Source organism: Agrococcus sp. Marseille-Q4369 (assembly GCF_018308945.1).
Classification (GTDB): Bacteria; Actinomycetota; Actinomycetes; order Actinomycetales; family Microbacteriaceae; genus Agrococcus.
The window spans coordinates 2,367,318-2,385,256 of sequence record NZ_CP070501.1 but is presented as its reverse complement, the minus strand read 5'-3'; the positions used below and the strand labels follow the sequence as shown (position 1 = coordinate 2,385,256).

Annotated in this window: 16 protein-coding genes; 8 read left to right on the top strand and 8 right to left on the bottom strand. The window is 72.2% G+C overall.

Annotated elements, in window-relative coordinates; genetic code table 11:
* The 6 genes from ribD (at position 1) to JSQ78_RS11995 (ending at position 6,932) form a co-directional block, all read left to right on the top strand.
* Positions 1 to 1,032, top strand: a complete 1,032-nt coding sequence (gene ribD / locus JSQ78_RS12020) for a bifunctional diaminohydroxyphosphoribosylaminopyrimidine deaminase/5-amino-6-(5-phosphoribosylamino)uracil reductase RibD (protein ID WP_249295680.1) — start codon at positions 1 to 3, stop codon at positions 1,030 to 1,032.
* Complete coding sequence (locus tag JSQ78_RS12015; RefSeq protein WP_211447861.1) at positions 1,032 to 1,658, top strand: riboflavin synthase; 627 nt, start codon at positions 1,032 to 1,034, stop codon at positions 1,656 to 1,658. Before ribD ends, JSQ78_RS12015 begins: the two co-directional genes overlap by 1 nt.
* Positions 1,655 to 2,920, top strand: a complete 1,266-nt coding sequence (gene ribB, locus JSQ78_RS12010; RefSeq protein ID WP_211447859.1) for a 3,4-dihydroxy-2-butanone-4-phosphate synthase — start codon at positions 1,655 to 1,657, stop codon at positions 2,918 to 2,920. The genes JSQ78_RS12015 and ribB overlap by 4 nt, the downstream gene beginning before the upstream one ends.
* The gene (ribH, locus tag JSQ78_RS12005) at positions 2,920 to 3,402 is read left to right on the top strand and encodes a 6,7-dimethyl-8-ribityllumazine synthase (RefSeq protein WP_211447858.1); all 483 of its coding nucleotides are present in this window, start codon (positions 2,920 to 2,922) and stop codon (positions 3,400 to 3,402) included. The genes ribB and ribH overlap by 1 nt, the downstream gene beginning before the upstream one ends.
* 159 nt (positions 3,403 to 3,561) lie before the next feature.
* The gene (locus JSQ78_RS12000; protein WP_211447856.1) at positions 3,562 to 4,917 is read left to right on the top strand and encodes an MFS transporter; all 1,356 of its coding nucleotides are present in this window, start codon (positions 3,562 to 3,564) and stop codon (positions 4,915 to 4,917) included.
* A gap of 116 nt (positions 4,918 to 5,033) precedes the next feature.
* Positions 5,034 to 6,932 carry a heavy metal translocating P-type ATPase gene (locus tag JSQ78_RS11995; protein WP_211447854.1) on the top strand — a complete coding sequence of 633 codons (1,899 nt, stop codon included), beginning with the start codon at positions 5,034 to 5,036 and terminating at the stop codon, positions 6,930 to 6,932.
* Here the strand turns inward: JSQ78_RS11995 and surE are convergent.
* Genes surE through JSQ78_RS11970 form a run of 5 tightly spaced genes read right to left on the bottom strand, consistent with a single transcriptional unit; the run spans position 6,929 to position 11,255 of the window.
* Entirely contained in the window at positions 6,929 to 7,684 is a 756-nt protein-coding gene (gene surE, locus JSQ78_RS11990) for a 5'/3'-nucleotidase SurE (RefSeq protein ID WP_249295679.1), read from the bottom strand. The two genes, JSQ78_RS11995 and surE, sit on opposite strands and share 4 nt — an antisense overlap.
* A complete protein-coding gene (locus JSQ78_RS11985) occupies positions 7,684 to 8,622 on the bottom strand; it encodes a 1-phosphofructokinase family hexose kinase (protein ID WP_211447852.1) in 939 nt (312 codons plus the stop codon). Before JSQ78_RS11985 ends, surE begins: the two co-directional genes overlap by 1 nt.
* Before the next feature lie 31 nt (positions 8,623 to 8,653).
* On the bottom strand, positions 8,654 to 9,478 hold the full coding sequence (locus JSQ78_RS11980; RefSeq protein WP_249295678.1) for an ABC transporter permease: 825 nt from the start codon (positions 9,476 to 9,478) through the stop codon (positions 8,654 to 8,656).
* The gene (locus JSQ78_RS11975; protein WP_211447850.1) at positions 9,475 to 10,332 is read right to left on the bottom strand and encodes an ABC transporter permease; all 858 of its coding nucleotides are present in this window, start codon (positions 10,330 to 10,332) and stop codon (positions 9,475 to 9,477) included. The genes JSQ78_RS11980 and JSQ78_RS11975 overlap by 4 nt, the downstream gene beginning before the upstream one ends.
* On the bottom strand, positions 10,329 to 11,255 hold the full coding sequence (locus JSQ78_RS11970) for an ABC transporter ATP-binding protein (protein ID WP_211447848.1): 927 nt from the start codon (positions 11,253 to 11,255) through the stop codon (positions 10,329 to 10,331). The genes JSQ78_RS11975 and JSQ78_RS11970 overlap by 4 nt, the downstream gene beginning before the upstream one ends.
* 94 nt (positions 11,256 to 11,349) lie before the next feature.
* On the opposite strand from JSQ78_RS11970, the gene JSQ78_RS11965 reads away from it, so the two are divergent.
* Together JSQ78_RS11965 and JSQ78_RS11960 are read left to right on the top strand one after the other, a co-directional pair.
* Entirely contained in the window at positions 11,350 to 11,553 is a 204-nt protein-coding gene (locus JSQ78_RS11965) for a helix-turn-helix domain-containing protein (RefSeq protein WP_211447846.1), read from the top strand.
* 28 nt (positions 11,554 to 11,581) lie between these two features.
* On the top strand, positions 11,582 to 13,372 hold the full coding sequence (locus JSQ78_RS11960; RefSeq protein ID WP_211447844.1) for an ABC transporter ATP-binding protein: 1,791 nt from the start codon (positions 11,582 to 11,584) through the stop codon (positions 13,370 to 13,372).
* 60 nt (positions 13,373 to 13,432) lie between these two features.
* On the opposite strand, the gene JSQ78_RS11955 is transcribed toward JSQ78_RS11960, so the two are convergent.
* From JSQ78_RS11955 to JSQ78_RS11945, 3 genes are all read right to left on the bottom strand, one after another.
* Positions 13,433 to 14,917, bottom strand: coding sequence for an NAD-dependent succinate-semialdehyde dehydrogenase (locus JSQ78_RS11955; RefSeq protein ID WP_211447843.1), 1,485 nt, complete (start codon positions 14,915 to 14,917; stop codon positions 13,433 to 13,435).
* An 84-nt stretch (positions 14,918 to 15,001) separates the two neighbouring features.
* Positions 15,002 to 17,209 carry an MMPL family transporter gene (locus JSQ78_RS11950; RefSeq protein WP_211447841.1) on the bottom strand — a complete coding sequence of 736 codons (2,208 nt, stop codon included), beginning with the start codon at positions 17,207 to 17,209 and terminating at the stop codon, positions 15,002 to 15,004.
* Between the two features lie 106 nt (positions 17,210 to 17,315).
* Positions 17,316 to 17,888: a nicotinamidase gene (locus tag JSQ78_RS11945; RefSeq protein ID WP_211447839.1), complete on the bottom strand. Its 573-nt coding sequence runs from the start codon at positions 17,886 to 17,888 to the stop codon at positions 17,316 to 17,318.
* Positions 17,889 to 17,939 lie beyond the last annotated feature (51 nt).

Sequence of the window (17,939 nt, the reverse complement as noted above, 5' to 3'; positions counted from 1 at the left end):
ATGGCAGGGAACGGCACCGCGGGCAGCAGTGCGGCGGAGCGCGGCGCGATGGCTCGCGCGCGCGAGCTCGCGCTGCTCGGTCCGCGCGGCGTCAACCCGCAGGTCGGCGCCGTCATCCTCTCCCCCGACGGCCGCGTGCTCGCCGAGGGCTGGCACCGCGGCGCCGGCACCCCGCACGCCGAGGTCGACGCGCTCTCGAAGCTCGCACCCGGCGAGGCGCGCGGCGCGACGGCCATCGTCACGCTCGAGCCCTGCAACCACACCGGCCGCACCGGCCCTTGCGCGGTCGCGCTGCTCGAGGCCGGCGTCGCCCGCGTCGTGCACGGCGCGGCCGATCCCGGCGAGGCCTCCTCCGGCGGCGCCGCGCGCCTCGCGGCAGCGGGCGTCGAGGTCGATCGGCTCGACGAGGCCGAGGGCGAGGCGCTCATCGCCGACTGGCTCTTCGTGCAGCGCACCGGCCGCCCGCGCGTGACCGTCAAGTGGGCGCAGTCGCTCGACGGGCGCGCCGCCGCCGCCGACGGCTCGAGCCAGTGGATCACCGGCGCCGAGGCGCGCGCCCACGTGCACCGCGAGCGCAGCGCCCATGACGCGATCGCGGTCGGCACCGGCACGGTGCTCGCCGACGACCCCCGGCTCACCGCGCGCATCCCCGGCGTCGACGACGCCCCGCAGCCGCTCCCCGTCGTCTTCGGCGAGCGCGAGATCCCCGCGAGCGCCGCGCTCCGAGAGCACCCGCGCGGCCTCCGCACCGCCGGTCGCGACCTCGAGGCCGAGCTCCGCGCCCTCGCCGCCGACGGCATCCAGTCCCTCTACGTCGAGGGCGGCCCGACGCTCGCGAGCGCGTTCATCCGCGCGGACCTCGCCGACCGCTTCACGATCTACCTCGCGCCGACCCTCCTCGGAGGTCCGCGCACCGCGCTCGACGCCATCGGCGTCGGCACCATCGACGAGCAGCGCCGCCTCGCGGTCACGCGACTCGAGCAGCTCGGCCGCGACCTCCTGGTCGAGGCCACGACAGAGAGCGAGCAGTGATGTTCACCGGCATCATCGAAGAGCTCGGCGAGATCGTCTCGTTCGAGCCGCACCGATCCGAGCAGGGCGAGGCGTGGCGCCTCACCGTGCGCGGCCCCCTCGCCGTGAGCGACGCGTCGCACGGCGACTCGATCGCCGTCAACGGCCTGTGCCTCACGGTCGTCGAGCAGGCGACGGATGCGTTCACGGCCGACGTCATGCAGATCTCGGTCGACATGTCCACACTGAGCGACCGCCGCGCGGGCGACCGCGTGAACCTCGAGCGCGCCGCCGCCGTCGGGGACCGCCTCGGCGGCCACATCGTGCAGGGGCACATCGACGGCACCGCGACGGTGCTCGCCGTCACCGACGGCGACGGGCAGCGCACCGTGCGCTTCTCGCTCGCGCCGGAGCTCGCGCACCTCGTGGTGCGGAAGGGCTCGATCGCCGTCGATGGCATCAGCCTCACCGTCTCCGCCGTGAGCGAGCCGGGCGAGCCCGAGCAGTGGTTCGAGGTCTCGCTCATCCCCGAGACGCTCGAGTCGACGACGCTCGGCTTCCGCGGCGTCGGCGACCGGGTCAACATCGAGACCGACATCGTCGCTCGCCATGTCGAGCGCATGCTCCAGCGGGAGGACGCACGATGAGCATCACCACGATCGACGCGGCGCTCGAGGCGCTGCGGCAGCGGAAGCCCATCATCGTCGTCGACGACGAGGGCCGCGAGAACGAGGGCGACCTCATCATCTCGGCGCAGCTCGCGACCGCCGAGTGGATCGCCTTCATGGTGCGCCACACCTCCGGCTACCTGTGCGCGCCGCTCACGGGCGAGCGCGCGGACGAGCTCGGCCTGCCGCTCATGGTGCTCGAGAACGAGGACTCGCGGCAGACGGCGTACACGATCACCGTCGACGCCGCCGATCGCGACAGCACCGGCATCTCCGCCGACGACCGCGCGCACACGCTGCGCGTGCTCGCGAACCCCGCGGCGACGCCCGCCGACCTCCGCCGGCCCGGCCACATCGTGCCGCTGCGCGCCGTCGAGGGCGGCGTGCGGCAGCGCGCCGGGCACACCGAGGCGGCCGTCGAGCTCATGCAGCTCGCGGGCCTCGAACCGGTCGCCGCGATCGGCGAGCTCGTCGAGGACACGGGCGAGATGCGCCGACTCCCGTCGCTCATCGCCTTCGGCGACGAGCACGGCCTGCCCGTCATCACGATCGCCGACCTCATCGACTACCTCGACGCGGTTGGCCTGCCGACCGCGTGCAAGGGCGCGAACGAGGAATCGGCGCGCGTGTCGTTCGAGGTCGAGACGAACGTGCCGACGCGCTGGGGCACGTTCCGGATGGCCGCCTACCGCGACCGGCAGACCGGCGCCGACCACGTCGCCATCATCGCCGGCCGGCCTTCGGACGGCGCGCTCGTGCGCGTGCACTCCGAGTGCCTGACGGGCGAGGCGCTCCACTCGCTCAAGTGCGAGTGCGGGCCGCAGCTCGACGCCGCGCTGCAGCAGGTGCAGGAGTCGGGCAACGGCATGGTCGTCTACCTGCGCGGGCAGGAGGGCCGCGGGATCGGTCTCATCAACAAGCTCAAGGCCTACCGCCTGCAGGAGGACGGCCTCGACACGCTCGACGCGAACCTCGCCCTCGGGCTGCCCGCCGATGCGCGGGAGTACGGCGCGGCCGCCGCGATCCTCAAGCAGCAGGGGCTCGGCTCGATCCGGCTGCTCTCGAACAACCCGCTCAAGCAGGCGGAGCTCGAGAAGCACGGCGTCGAGGTCTCCGAGCTCGTGCCGCTGCTCGTCGGCGTCGGCGACTTCAACGAGCAGTACCTGCAGGCGAAGCGCGACCGCATGGGGCACCAGCTGCCTGCGGTCATCACCCAGAACGACGAGCAAGGAGAGCACTGATGGCCGGAGACGGACGCCCCGAGACCCACCGCCTCGACGCGCACGGGCTGCGCATCGCGATCGTGCACGGCCGCTGGCACGAGCGCATCGCTGACGGCCTGCTGGAGGGCGCGCGCCGCGCGCTCGCGGAGACCGGCGCGGAGGTCGTCGAGCTGCCCGTACCGGGCGCGTTCGAGCTGCCGGTCGTCGCGCAGGGCGCGCTCGAGGCCGGCTTCGACGGCGCGGTCGCCCTCGGCGTGATCATCCGCGGGGGCACCCCGCACTTCGAGTACGTCTCGCACGCCGCCACCATAGGGCTGACGGAGGTCGCCGTGCGCACGGGCAAGCCCGTCGGCTTCGGGGTGCTCACCCTCGAGGACGAGCAGCAGGGCATCGATCGCGCGGGCCTGCCCGGCTCGAAGGAGGACAAGGGCCGCGAGGCGGCCGAGGCTGTCGTCGAGACCGCGCTCGCGCTCCGGTCGCTGTCGTCCATGCGGCCGTAGCCGGCAGGGACCGAGGTATCAGACACTCGTTACACTGGGCAGGTCGTCCCCCGGAGCCGAAGGTGGCTCCCACGCGGCCGGACCGTCACGAGCGGACCGCTCCAACGCGCGCCAGCACACCCGCGACCACCGCGCGCGCGACGCTTACCAGGAAGCAGCATGTCCATCTCCGCAACCCAGGCGTCCTCCGCGCCGTCCAAGCCGGCCAACTCCCGCGGCCGCGTCATCTTCGCGAGCCTCGTCGGCACGACGATCGAGTTCTACGACTTCTACGTCTACGCGACCGCCGCCGTGCTCGTGTTCCCGCACCTCTTCTTCCCGGCCGGCGACGAGACGACGGCGCTGCTGTCGTCGTTCGCGGTCTTCGGCGCCGCGATGGTCGCGCGCCCGGTCGGCTCGATCGTCTTCGGCCACCTCGGCGACAAGCACGGCCGCAAGGTGACGCTCGTCGGCGCGCTGCTCACGATGGGCGTCGCGACGTTCCTCATCGGCGTGCTGCCGACCTACGAGCAGGTCGGCTGGATCGCGGCGGCGCTGCTCGTGCTCATGCGCCTCGCGCAGGGCTTCGCGCTCGGCGGTGAGTGGTCGGGCGCGGCGCTCGTCGCGACGGAGAACGCCCCGGTGGGCAAGCGCGCCTGGTACGGCACGTTCCCGCAGCTCGGGGCACCGATCGGCTTCATCATCGCGAACGGCCTCTTCCTCATCATCGCCGCGGCGCTGCCGAGCGACGACCCCTCGATGCCGTCCGAGGCGTTCCTCGAGTGGGGCTGGCGCATCCCGTTCCTGTTCTCCGCCCTGATGGTGATCGTCGGCCTCTACGTGCGCCTCAAGCTCGTCGAGTCGACCGCGTTCTCGAAGGCGAAGTCGAGCGGCACGGTGCAGCGCCTGCCGCTCGCGACCGTGTTCCGCGACCACTGGAAGGAGCTCATCCTCGGCACCTTCTTCATGCTCGCGACGTACGTGCTCTTCTACCTGATGACGGCGTTCTCGCTCACCTACGGCCGCGCGCCGGTGGATGCGGCGGTTCCGGGTCTCGGCTACTCGTACAACACCTTCGTGCTCATGCTCATCGTGGGCGTCGTCTTCTTCGGCATCTTCACGCTCGTCTCGGGCCCGCTCGCCGACCGCTTCGGCCGCCGCAAGACGCTCATCTGGGTCACCGCAGCCATCATCGTCTTCGGCCTGCTGTGGGTGCCGCTCACGGGCGGCGGGCTCTTCGGCGTCATGGCATGGCTCATCATCGGCATGTCGCTCATGGGCTTCACGTTCGGCCCGATGGGCGCCCTCCTGCCGGAGCTGTTCCCGACCAACGTGCGCTACACGGGCTCGGGCATCTCGTACAACGTCTCGTCGATCCTCGGCGCGGCCGTCGCACCGTTCATCGCCGTGGCGCTGTGGACGCTCGGCGGCGGCAGCCCCTTCTGGGTCGGCATCTACCTCTCGGGCGCAGGCCTGCTGACGCTCATCGCCCTCGTCATCTCGAAGGAGACGAAGGACGTCGACATCGAGCGCTGACGCGCGACGGATGCGTGGGGCCCGCTGCCCGGGAGGGTGGCGGGCCGCTCCGCTCCCCGCGGCAGGGAAGCCTCACCTCGCTGGCGGCGCCCCCGCTCGCGGTCCACACTGAGGGCATGCTGTGGCTCGGTCGTGCGGCGCGACGCTATCCCCTGGTCGCCATCACCGTGCTCGTCGGCGCTGCGGCGACCCTCGTCGCCGCGCTGGGAGCGGGTGACGCTGCGCGCTGGCTGTGCATCGCGTGGGCTGCGGTCGTGGTCGTCATCCAGGGCCTCGGCATGGTGCGCGACGTGCTGCGCGGCCACTGGGGACTCGACATCCTCGCGATCACCGCGATCGTCGCGACGCTGCTCGTCGACGAGTACGTCGCGGCGATCATCATCGTGCTCATGCTCACCGGCGGCGAGGCGCTCGAGGACTACGCGGCCGGGCGTGCGAAGCGCGAGCTGACGGCGCTGCTCGAGCGGGCGCCGCAGCAGGCGCACCGCGAGCTGCCGGGCGGCGGGCTCGAGGACATCGGCGCCGACGACGTGCGCGCGGGTGACGTGCTGCTGCTGCGCCCCGCCGAGATCGTGCCCGTCGACGCCGAGCTGCTGAGCGAGCACGCGGTCGTCGACGAGTCCTCACTCACGGGCGAGAGCCTGCCCGTCGAGCTCGCCGCGGGCGACCGGTTGCTGAGCGGATCGGTCAACGCCCAGCTCGCGGTGCGCATCCGGGCGACGGCGACGGCAGCCGAGAGCCAGTACCAGAGCATCGTGCGGCTCGTCGAGGAAGCCGCCGAGAGCCGTGCTCCCGTCGTGCGCCTCGCCGACCGCTACGCGGTGCCGTTCACCGCGGTCGCCCTGCTCATCGCGGGCATCGCGTGGGCCGTGTCGGGCGATCCGGTGCGGTTCGCCGAGGTGCTCGTCGTCGCGACGCCGTGCCCGCTGCTCATCGCCGCGCCCGTCGCGTTCATGGGCGGCATGAGCCGCGCAGCGCGCCACGGCATCATCGTCAAGGGCGCCGGCGTGCTCGAGCAGCTCGCCGCCGCCCGGACCGCGGTGTTCGACAAGACGGGCACCCTCACCGGCGGTGCGCCCACGGTCGAGCGGGTGCTCCCCGCGGACGGCGTCGCTGCCGAGGAGCTCCTCGCCCTCGCCGCGTCCGCCGAGCAGTACTCGTCGCACGTGCTCGCGAGCTCGGTCATGCTCGCCGCTCGCGAGCGGGGCCTCGAGCTGCGGGAGGCGCGGAGCGCGTCGGAGGAGGCGACCTTCGGGGTCGTCGCCGAGATCGACGGGCGTCGGGTGGTCGTGGGCAAGCTCGCCTTCGTGCGCCAGCACGCCGCGGATGCGCAGGAGACGAACCTCGCGAGCGGCGAGCTCGGCATCTACGTCGCGGTCGGCGATCGGTTCGCCGGCGCGATCATCGCGCGCGATCCGGTGCGCCCGGAGGCCGCCGCCACGATCGCCGCGCTCGACGCCATCGGCATCCGGGAGACGGTCATGCTCACCGGCGATGCGTGGCCGACCGCCCGGCACGTGGCCGATGAGCTCGGCATCACCGACGTGCGCGCCGAGTGCCTGCCGGCTGACAAGGTCGAGGCCGTGCACGCGATCGAGCGGCGGCCGGTGCTCATGGTCGGCGACGGGGTCAACGACGCGCCCGTACTCGCGGCAGCGGACGTCGGCGTCGCGATGGGCGCGCGAGGCGCGACCGCGGCGAGCGAGTCGGCCGACGTCGTCATCACTCTCGACGACCTCTCGCGCACCGCCCTCGCGGTGCGCATCGGCCGCGACACGAAGCGCATCGCCCTCCAGAGCATCTGGCTCGGCATCGTGATCAGCGTCGCGCTCATGCTCGTCGCCGCGTTCGGGGTCATCCCCGCCACCGCGGGCGCGCTGACCCAGGAGGTCGTCGATCTCGTGACCATCCTCTGGGCGCTGCGCGCGGTGAGCCGGCCCGGCGATCCGGCCGTGCCTCGGCGGACGAGCAGGCCATCCGCGAGGATCGGCGCCCCGATCCCGCAGCGGCCCTAGTGGATCGGCGCGGCGAGGGTCGGCACGGCGGTGACGGTCGCGACGCCCGCCGCGAGGCGCTCCATGTCAGAGCCGGGCGCCTCGTCGGCGCGGTGCTGCCGGATGGCGAGCCGCATGTCGTCGCCGTCGACCTCGGTCATCGTCGTCTGCACGATCCCGAAGGGCGCGAGCGGCGCCTCGACGAGCTCGACCCCGTCCCGCGCCGCGACGTCGGGCGCGTTGAGGTTGAGCACGGTACCGGCCGGTGCGGCGAGGAGGTCGGGCAGCACGCGCGCGACGACCGCGCCCGCGGTCTCCCAGTGCTCGCCGCCGCCCTCGCGCAGCCCGACGTCGAGCGAGACGGCGAGTGCCCGCACCCCGCCCTGGCCGGCCGTGAGCGCCGCACCGACGGTGCCGGAGTGCAGGATGGCGCTCCCGACGTTCGCGCCGCGGTTGATGCCGCTCAGCACGACGTCGGGCACGGGCCCGAACGCGCCGTGCAGCGCGAGCAGCACGATGAGCGCGGGGGCCGCGTGCACCGCGTGCGCCTCGGCGACGCCCGGCAGCTCGCGCCGCTCGGTGTGCACGGTGCCCTTGCCGCCGGCCGCGGTGACGGCGGTGCCCTCGGTGGCGATGATGGATGCGCTGGCTCCCGAGTGCTCTTCGGCGGGCGCGGCGACGACCACGTCGAGCCCCGCCTCGGCGGCGACGCGCGCGAGGGCCGCGAGGCCCGGGGCGTCGATGCCGTCGTCGTTCGTGATCAGTGCTCGCATCAGTCCTCCTCCTGCTGCGGCTCGATCGGCTGCAGCTCGACGCGCGCCGCGATCGCGCGGATGGCGTCGGCGTCGCCCGTCCCGAGTCCACGGCGGGTCGCGTTGACCGCCCCAGCGGCGGCGCCCAACCGGATCGCGTCGGCGTGGCGACCGCCCTCCGCGAGCACCGCGGCGACCGCGGCGGTGTAGGAGTCGCCGGCGCCGCGCGTCTCGACCGGCTCGAGCTGGGGCGCGACCACCCGCCACGCGCCCTCCTCGCCGACGACGAGCGAGCCCGCGTCGGCGCGTGTGATCGCGATGAGGCCGATGCCTTCGTCGGCGAGCTGCCGCGCGGCCCGCAGCAGCTGCTGCTCGTCGCTGCCGTCCTCGACCCGTCCGTCCTGCTCGAGCTCCTCGTGGCTCACCTTGAGCACGTCGACCCCGCCCTCGAGCGCGGCCTCGAGCCGCGGTCCGGCGAGATCGACGAGCACCGGCACGCCGAGCTGGCGCACGTCGCTCGCGAGCCGCCGATAGGCGTCGGGTTCGAGCATCGACTCGCCCTCGGGGCCCGAGAGGATGACGAGGTCGGCCTTCGGCGCCTCGCTGAGCGCCGCGGAGTAGAGCGCGTCGAGCTCGTGCCGGGCGAGCGGCTCGCCGTTCGCCTCGACGATCGGCTCGCGGTCGTCGTCGCGGCGGTCGTGCACGTACGCCGGCCCGATCGCGTCGCGCTCGATCGCGACGACGTCGAAGCCCTCGTGCTCGAGCAGCTGCCGCACGACGAGCCCCGTCTCCCCCGCGACCGAGCACACGAGGGCCACGTCGACGCCGAGCGACCGCAGCATCCGTCCCTGCCACACGCCCTGGCCGCCGACGTGCACGTGCACGTCCGGCTCGCCGCGGAACTCCTCGACCGTGACGGTGAGCAGGGGTGCGGGGGCGAAGATGAGCACGCGTGCCATGGCGACACAGCGTAGGGGCCGTCGCTGGGCGTCAGCGGAGGAAGAGCGCCCGCAGCCTCGTCGTCGTGAAGACGAGCCCGACGAGGATCATCACCGCGAAGTAGGTGAGGTGCAGCAGGATCGACGGCTGCACGAGCCCGGTGGTGAGCTGGCGGATCATGTCGACGCCATGCCACAGCGGCAGCGCCTGGATGACCCACTGCACGCCCTGCGGGTAGACCTCGATCGGGAAGAACGTCGCCGAGAGCAGGAACATCGGCATCATCACGACCCACACGTAGTCGAGGTGCTGGAACGTCTTCATGTAGCTCGTGATCGCCATGCCGAACGACGCGAACGCGAACGCGATGACGAGCGCGGCGGGGATCGCGAGCACGGCCGTCCAGGCGAGGTTGAGGCCCATGAGCGTCGTGACGAGCATGAAGCCGCTCGCGTAGAGCAGCCCGCGGAAGAGCGCGAGCAGGATCTCGCCGAGCGCGACGTCGAGCGGCCCGAGCGACGTCGAGAGCATCTGCTGGTAGAGCTTCGCGTAGTTCATCTTGAAGAACACGTTCATCGTCGAGTCGTAGACGGCGCCGTTCATCGCGCTCACGGCCATGAGCGCGGGCGCGATGTAGGCGGCGTACGGCACCTCGGTGCCGTAGAACTCGACGCCGCCGATGAGCGCGCCGAGGCCGATGCCCATCGAGAGCAAGTAGAAGACCGGCTCGAAGAAGCCCGTCACGACGATGAGCCAGTTGTTCCGCGCGATCACGCGCAGCCCGCGGGCGACGACCGAGCGCGTGTTGCCCGCGTAGATGCCGCGGAGCGGTCCGCGCACGGTGGGCGCCGGCGCCTCGAGCAGCAGCTCGCTCACTTGTCGAGCCGCTTCGCGAAGGTGCGGATGGAGAGCAGGCAGCAGACGACCGCGATCGCGACGAGGTAGCCGAGGTGCACGAGCAGCATGACCGGCTCGATCGGGGCGCCGTACAGCGCGGTGCGGCCGAGCTCGACCGCGTGCCAGAGCGGCGAGATCCAGCCGATCCACTGCAGCAGCAGCGGCAGCGTCTCGAGCGGGAAGTAGGTGCCCGAGAAGAGCGTGAGCGGCACGACGACGAACCGCTCGATGAAGGAGAGCTGGCCCCGGTCATCCGTCTGCGTCGACACCCACGACATGACCGCGAAGCCGAACGCCGTCGCGAGCAGCAGCCCGATGCCGATCAGCAGGAGCGCGCCGGCGACCGTGCCGAGCTGCAGCACGATCATGACGATCGCGAACGCCGTGAGCGGCAGCAGCACGCGCACGAGCACCGAGAGCTGGAAGCCGAGCACGATGTGGGCAGCCGAGATGGGAGTGCCGCCCATCGAGAGGAACATCGGGAACCACTTGAAGCCGCCGAAGACGCCGTAGGTGTTCTCCTGCGCGGCGGTCTGCATCGCCGCCGCGAGCGCGAGCGCGGGCGCGACGAAGACGATGTAGGGCACGCCGTCGACGCCCTGGTCCCCTTGGTTCGCGTCGACGAGCATGCCGAGGCCGAAGCCGAGGCCGACGATGTAGAGGAAGGGCTCGCCGATGCCGAGCCCGACCCACGAGAAGACGTACGAGCGCATGGCGCGGATGCGGTGTTCGGCGACGAACCACCAGCCCCACGTGCGCGAGCGGCGGGCGACCGCGCCGTGGTCGACGCCGCCGGCATCGGCGAGCGTGCGCGTGGGGGCCGACTCGCTCATTCGATCAGCGACCTTCCGGTGAGGCGGAGGAAGACGTCCTCGAGGCTCGAGCGCCGCACGAGGCTCGTGATGGGGCTGAGGCCGCGCTCGTGCACGGCCGACATCGCCGCCTCGCCGTCGTGGTCGTAGACGAGCACGCGATCGGGCAGCACCTCGATGCGCTCGCCGATCCCGGCCATCGTCTCGGCGGCCCGGGCGTTGCGGGCCGAGCCGAAGCGCACCTCGAGCACCTCGCGCGTCGAGTACTCGCGGATGAGTGCGGCGGGGCTGCCCTCGGCGACGATCGTGCCCTTGTCGATGACGACGAGCCGGTCGCACAGCTGCTCAGCCTCGTCCATGTAGTGGGTCGTGAGCACGAGCGTCGTGCCCTCCTCCTTGAGCCGGAACAGCCGGTCCCACAGCACGTGCCGCGCCTGCGGGTCGAGGCCCGTGGTCGGCTCGTCGAGCAGCATCGCCTTCGGTGCGTTGATGAGTCCGCGCGCGATGGTGAGCCGCCGCTTCATGCCGCCCGAGAGGCCGTCGACGCGAGCGGTGCGCTTCTCGGTCAGCTGTGCGAACTCGAGCAGCTCCTCCGAGCGGCGCTTGACGTAGTCGAGCGGCAGCCCGAAGTAGCGGCCGTACACGATGAGGTTGTCGACGACCCGCAGCTCCTCGTCGAGCTGGTCGGCCTGGGGCACGATGCCGAGCTGCGCCCGCACCTCGGGTCCGTGCGTCTCGGGGTCGAAGCCGAGCACGCGCAGATCGCCCGCCGAGCGCGTCGACGTCGCGGCGATCATCCGCATCGTGGTCGACTTGCCCGCGCCGTTGGGGCCGAGGAAGCCGAACGCCTCGCCCGGCTCGATCGCGAAGTCGATCCCGTCGACGGCGGTGAAGTCGCCGTACTGCTTGCGGAGTCCGGTCGCCTCGATCACGGGTGCTGGCACAAGGCCCCACAGTAGACCGTGCCGCCCACGCGCGGACGAGCACCCGTTGTCAACGTCGGTTGACGCATCCCCCCGCGTCAACTACGGTTGACGCATGGACGACGCGACGGCGACCGGTGAGCAGCCCCGCGGGGTGCTCGAGGAGCTCGCGGCGCTCGCCGCGACGCGGCGCGATCTCGAGCGCGAGGAATCGGCGCTCGCGAGACGCGCGAGAATGGAGGGGTTCCCCTGGCAGGCGATCGCCGACGCGCTCGGCGTGAGCCGCCAGGCGGTGCACAAGAAGCACGGCAAGCGGTGACGGCCGCGCACGACGACGGAAGCGAGACATGAGCGAGCGACGCGGGATGCTCCGACGCCGGGGCGACGACGGACCGCGCGCGAGCGTGCGCGAGCTGCTGCCCTACCTCTTCCCGAAGAAGGGGCTGCTCGCGGGTGCGATCGCGCTCTCGGTGCTCGGCGCGGCGTTCGCCCTCGCCCAGCCGCTCATGGCGCAGGAGCTCATCGCGCGCGTCGAGCAGTCGCGGCCGCTCGAGTGGCTGCCGTGGCTGCTGCTCGCGGTCGTCGTCATCGGCGCGGTCGTCGACGGCTTCCAGCACTTCCTGCTGCAGGTGCTCGGCGAGCACGTCGTGCTGCGCACGCGCCGCACGCTCGTCGGCTCGATGCTGCGGCTGCCGATCGCCGAGTTCGACGCGCGCCGGGTCGGCGACCTCGTGAGCCGCGTCGGCAGCGACACGACGCTGCTGCGCGCGGTGCTCACGCAGGGCCTCGTCGAGTCGATCGGCGGCGTGCTCACGCTCGTCGGCGCCGTGATCGCGATGCTCATCATCGATCCGCTGCTGCTCGGCCTCACCGTGCTCGTGCTCGCGGTCGCGATCGGCGCGATGCTCGTCGTCATGCCGCTCCTCACGCGTGCTTCCGGCGCTGCGCAGGAGCAGGTCGGGCACCTCACGAGCGCGCTCGAGCGCGCGATCAGCGCCGTGCGCACGGTGCGCGCCGCGGGTGCGACCGCGCGCGAGGTCGACGGCATCGGCGAGCGGGCGGGCGACGCCTTCCGCGCGGGCGTGCGGGTCGCTCGCATCTCGGCGCTCGTCGTGCCGATCTTCGGCATCGCCGTGCAGCTCGCGTTCCTCGTCGTGCTGGGCGTCGGCGGCCTGCGGGTCGCGACGGGCGAGATCGCCATCTCGCAACTCGTCGGCTTCCTGCTGTTCCTGTTCCTCATGATCATGCCGCTCGGCCAGCTCGCTGGCGCGATCTCGGCGGTGAGCGTCGCGCTCGGCGCGCTCGGCCGCATCCAGGAGATCGTGCGGCTCCCGTCCGAGGCGGATGCGGATGCGCGCGTCGCGCTCGAGCCTCGCGCGGGTGCGCCCATGGTCGCCTTCGAGGGCGTGACCTTCGCCTACCCCTCGGCCGACGAGCCGCGCACCGTGCTCGAGGACGTCTCGTTCGAGGTGCCCGCAGGCTCGCGCACGGCGCTCGTCGGCCCCTCGGGTGCGGGCAAGTCGACGACGTTCGCGCTCGTCGAGCGGTTCTACGACGCGACCGCCGGCCGCGTCGTCGTCGGCGGCAGCGACGTGCGCGACGTCGATCGCGAGAGCCTCCGCTCACTCATCGGCTACGTCGAGCAGGACGCTCCGGCGCTCGCCGGCTCGCTGCGCGAGAACCTCCAGCTCGGCGCGCCCGACGCGACCGACGAGCGGCTGCTCGAGGCGCTCGACGCCGTCAACCTCGGCGACCTCGTGCGCCGCTCGCAGCAGGGCCTCGACGCCGAGGTCGGCGAGGCCGGCGTGCTGCTCTCGGGCGGCGAGCGGCAGCGGCTCGCGATCGCGCGGGCGCTGCTCGCGGCGACGCCCGTGCTGCTGCTCGACGAGTCGACCGCCAACCTCGACGCGCGCAACGAAGCGTCGCTCAAGGCGGCGCTCGACGTCGCGAGCGAGGGCCGCACGACGCTCGTGATCGCGCACCGGCTCGCGACGGTCGTCGACGCCGACCAGATCGTCGTGCTCGACGGCGGCCGCGTGCTCGCTCGCGGCACCCACGAGGAGCTGCTCGACGCGTCGCCGCTCTACCGCGAGCTCGCGGCGCACCAGCTGCTCGCGCCCGCTGCGGTCGCCGAGTAGCCGTCCCGAGACGAAGAGCGCCGGCCCGCTGATGCGGACCGGCGCTTTCCAGGGATCAGCTCAGGCGAACGGGTTCGGCATGAGTGTGTACTTCGTCTCGAGGTACTCGTGGATGCCCTCGGCGCCGCCCTCGCGGCCGAGGCCCGATTGCTTGACGCCGCCGAAGGGACCGGCAGCGTTCGAGACGACGCCGACGTTGAGGCCCATCATGCCGGTGTCGATGAGGTCGATCATCCGCTGGCCGCGCTTCGTGTCCTCGGTGAACACGTAGCCGACGAGGCCGTACTCGGTCGCGTTCGCGAGGCGCACGGCGTCCTCCTCGGTCGAGAAGCGCTGGATCGCGACCACCGGCCCGAAGATCTCCTCGATCGAGACGGCCATGTCCGCGGTGACACCGTCGAGCACGGTCGGCTCGAAGAACGAGCCGGGGCCGTCGATCGCCTTGCCGCCCGTGACGAGCGTCGCGCCATCGCCGACGGCCGACTCGACGAGCCGCACCGCGTTGTCGACAGCCTTGTCCTCGACGAGCGGGCCGATCTGCACACCCTCCTCGGTGCCGCGGCCGATCTTCATGGCCTTGACCGCCTCGCCGATGCGGCGCGAGAACTCGTCGGCGACCGACTCGTGCACGATGAAGCGGTTCGCGGCGGTGCAGGCCTGGCCGATGTTGCGGAACTTCGCGAGCAGCGCGCCCTCGACCGCCTTGTCCAGGTCCGCGTCCTCGAAGACGACGAACGGCGCGTTGCCGCCGAGCTCCATCGACGACTTCAGCACGTTGTCCGCCGCCTGCTTCAGCAGCTGCACGCCGACGGGCGTCGAGCCGGTGAAGGAGACCTTGCGCAGCCGCGGGTCGGCGAGCAGCCGCTCGGAGAGCGCGCCGGTCGACTTCGTCGTGATGACGTTGACGACGCCCTTGGGCAGTCCCGCCTCCTCGAGCAGCGCGACGATCGCGAGCGTCGTGAGCGGCGTGAGCGTCGCCGGCTTCACGACCGCGGTGCAGCCGGCCGCGAGCGCCGGGCCGAGCTTGCGCGTCGCCATCGCGAGCGGGAAGTTCCAGGGCGTGATGAGGAAGCACGGACCGACGGGGCGGTGCGTGACGATCATCTGGCCGGTGCCCTCGGGCGTCATCGAGTAGCGGCCGTCGATGCGCACGGCCTCCTCCGAGAACCAGCGCAGGAACTCGCCGCCGTAGGCGACCTCACCGCGCGCCTCGGCGAGCGGCTTGCCCATCTCCATCGTCATCAGGAGCGCGAACTCCTCCTTGCGCTCCTGCAGCAGGTCGAACGCCTTCCGCAGGATCTCGCCGCGCACGCGCGCCGGCGTGCGGGCCCAGGCGTCCTGGGCCGCGACCGCCGCGTCGAGCGCGCGCACGCCGTCCTCGACGGACCCGTTCGCGATCTCCTTGATGACCTCGCCCGTGGCGGGGTCGCGCACCTCGATGGTGCCCTGCTCGCCGTCGATCCACTCGCCGCCGATGAACAGCTTGCCGTGGACGGCGTCGAGCACCTCCGCCTCGCGGCTCGATGTCGTCTGGGTCACGCTCATGGGGACTCCTTGGTCGAGAGGTATCGGGAGTGATCGCATGCGATCGGGGCTGACGCGCCATCGCGACGACGCCACCCCATCAGCCTACGCTTCGACGCGCTCCCGCTCGGGCTCGGATTCCGCACTCGCACCCGTGCGCGGCTCCGCCGCGAGCTTCGACGGCCACCACGTCTTCGGCCCGATGTCGAGGGCGAGCGCCGGCACGAGCAGCGAGCGCACGAGCGTCGTATCGATGAGCACGCCGAGCGCCACGATGATCGCGAGCTGCAGCAGGAAGAGCACCGGGATGACGCCGAGCGCGGCGAACGTCGCCGCGAGCACGACTCCGGCCGAGGTGATCACACCGCCCGTCACTCGCAGCCCGCGCAGCACGCCTGCGCGATGACCGCGCTTGCCCACCTCTTCGCGCACGCGCGTCATGAGGAAGATGTTGTAGTCGACACCGAGCGCGACCAGGAAGACGAATGCGAACAGCGGCACTGCGGGATCCATGTCGGGGATGCCGAGCCCCTGCAGGATGAGCGCACCGACGCCGAGCGCCGTGTAGTACGAGAGCACGGTCGTGGCCAGCAGCATCGCCGCGGCGACGATCGAGCGCAGCAGCACCATCAGGATGAGCCCGATCACGAGCAGCACGATCGGGATGATGACGGCGCGGTCCCTCGAGGATGCGTCGTTCGTGTCGATCGCGGTCGCGGTCGTGCCGCCGACGAGCGCCTCGTCGGTGACATCGTGCGCCGCCTGGCGGATCGCGCGCACGACCTCCTGCGCCTCGGTCGAGTCGGGGGCGTCGACGAGCGTCGCCTGCAGGAGCACGCTGCCGTCGACGACCGTGGGCTCGAACGCAGCGAACGGCGACGCGGGATCGGCCGGCCACGGGAGGGTGCCCGAGGGCGAGTCCTCGCTCGCGATCACGAGGCTCTCGACGCCGTCGATGTCGACGACCGCCTCGGCGACCGCGTCGAGCTCCCCCTCGGGAGTGACGATCTGCGTGGGCGTGCCAGAGCCGCCGGGGAAGTGCTGCGAGAGGAGCGCCTGACCGTCGCGAGCCTCCGACTCACCGACGACGAAGTCGCTCGAGGGCACGCCCTCGGCGCGCAGCTGCGTGACGCCGAGCGCACCGGCACCCAGCACGAGCGCCGTGACGATCCACACCGTGCGGGCGCGGCGGTCGACGAGGTTCGAGACGGCTCTCCAGGGACCCTTGCCGTCAGCCGTGACGCGCGGCTTCTCGGGCGTCGGCGCGACGGGCCAGAAGGCGACGCGGCCGAAGGCGAGCAGCAGCGCCGGCAGCAGGGTGAGGCCCGCGAGGATCGAGGCGGCGATGCCGATCGCGGCGACCGGGCCGAGCTGCTGGTTCGAGACGAGGTCGCTCAGCAGCAGGCACAGGAGGCCGGCGATGACGGTGCCGCCCGAGGCGATGATCGGCTCGAACGAGCCCTTGAGCGCGGCGACGGTCGCCTGCCACCTCGACCGCGTCTGCCCGAGCGCCTCGCGGAAGCGTGCCGTGTAGAGCAGGCCGTAGTCGGTCGCCGCACCCACGACGAGGATGAAGAGGATGCCCTGCGTCTGTCCGCTGAGCGTGAGCACATCCGCCTTCGCCAGCTCGAAGACCACGAGGATCGCGAGGCACAGGGCGGCGACCGACGTGAAGAGCACGAGGATCGGCAGGAGCGGCGAGCGGTAGACGATCACGAGGATCACGAGCACGGCGGCGAGCGCGACGAGCAGCAGCAGCCCGTCGATGCCGCCGAAGGCCTCGGCGATGTCGGCGGTGAAGCCGGCCGGGCCGGTGACCTTCGACTCGACGCCGGCACCGAGGTCGGCGTCCGCGACGAGCGCTCGCAGCTCGCCGACGAGGTCGCCGACCTCGCCCGACTCGCCTGAGCTGTCGAGCAGCGCCACGATCTGCGCCGCCTGCCCGTCCTCGCTCGGCACGACCGGCGACGCCTGCACGACGCCCTCGAGCCCTGCGATCTCCTCCTGCAGCGCGGTGACCGACTCCACCGCGGATGCGTTGAGCTCGTCGTCGGAGGCGGCCACCACGATCGCGGGGATCTCGTCGTCGCCGAGGAACTCGCCGAGCTGCTCCTGCACGAGCGTCGACTCCGCGCTCGACGGCAGGAAGCTCGTCTGGTCGTTCGACACGACGCTCGAGAGGCTGCCGAAGGTCGGTCCGCCGATGCCGGCGGCAGCGAGCCAGCCGAGGATCAGGACCGCGGGGAGGAGGACGCGCAGCCACACGGGGACGCGCGAGGAGGACGAGGAGCGGGAAGTGGATCGCGCGGACACTTAGCCAGTCTATCTGTTAGGCGCTCTATGTAAAGCACGGGCGCGAACGATTCGAGCGCCTCTCGGATCTAAGACAGCCTACATGTAGCGCGGCTACACCTTTGCGCTAGTGTCGGCGCGCGACCTGCACGCCGCCGTCGCGCATCTCGTCGAGCGCCGTCGCGCGCGTCTCGGGCGACACGGCCGACGTGAGTGCGTCGATGACGGTCACGGTCAAGCCGGCGAGCGCGCCGTCGAGCGCCGACGCCTTCACGCAGTAGTCGGTCGCGATGCCGACGACGTCCAGCTCGTCGATGCCCTGCTCCTCGAGCACCTCGCCGAGCGTCTCCCCCTCGTCGGTCGTGCCCTCGAAGGCGGAGTACGCGGGCTTGCCCTGCCCCTTCTTGATGTGCACGTCGATCGCGAGCGCGTCGAGCGCCGGGTGGTACTCGGCGCCGGGCGTGCCTGCGACGCAGTGCACGGGCCAGGTGCCGACGAAGTCGGGTTCCCCGGTTGCGAAGTGCCCGCCGTTGTCGCCCTCGGCGTCGTGCCAGTCGCGGCTCGCGACGACGAGGTCGTAGGAGTGCGTGCGCAGGTGCTCGCTGATGGCGGCGGCGACCGCCGCTCCGCCCTCGGTGCCGAGCGCGCCCCCCTCGGTGAAGTCGTTCTGCACGTCGACGATCAGGATGCCCTTGGCCATGGCCCCAGGGTACGACGAAGCCTTCGTGCTACGCGGTACTGCGCTCCACGC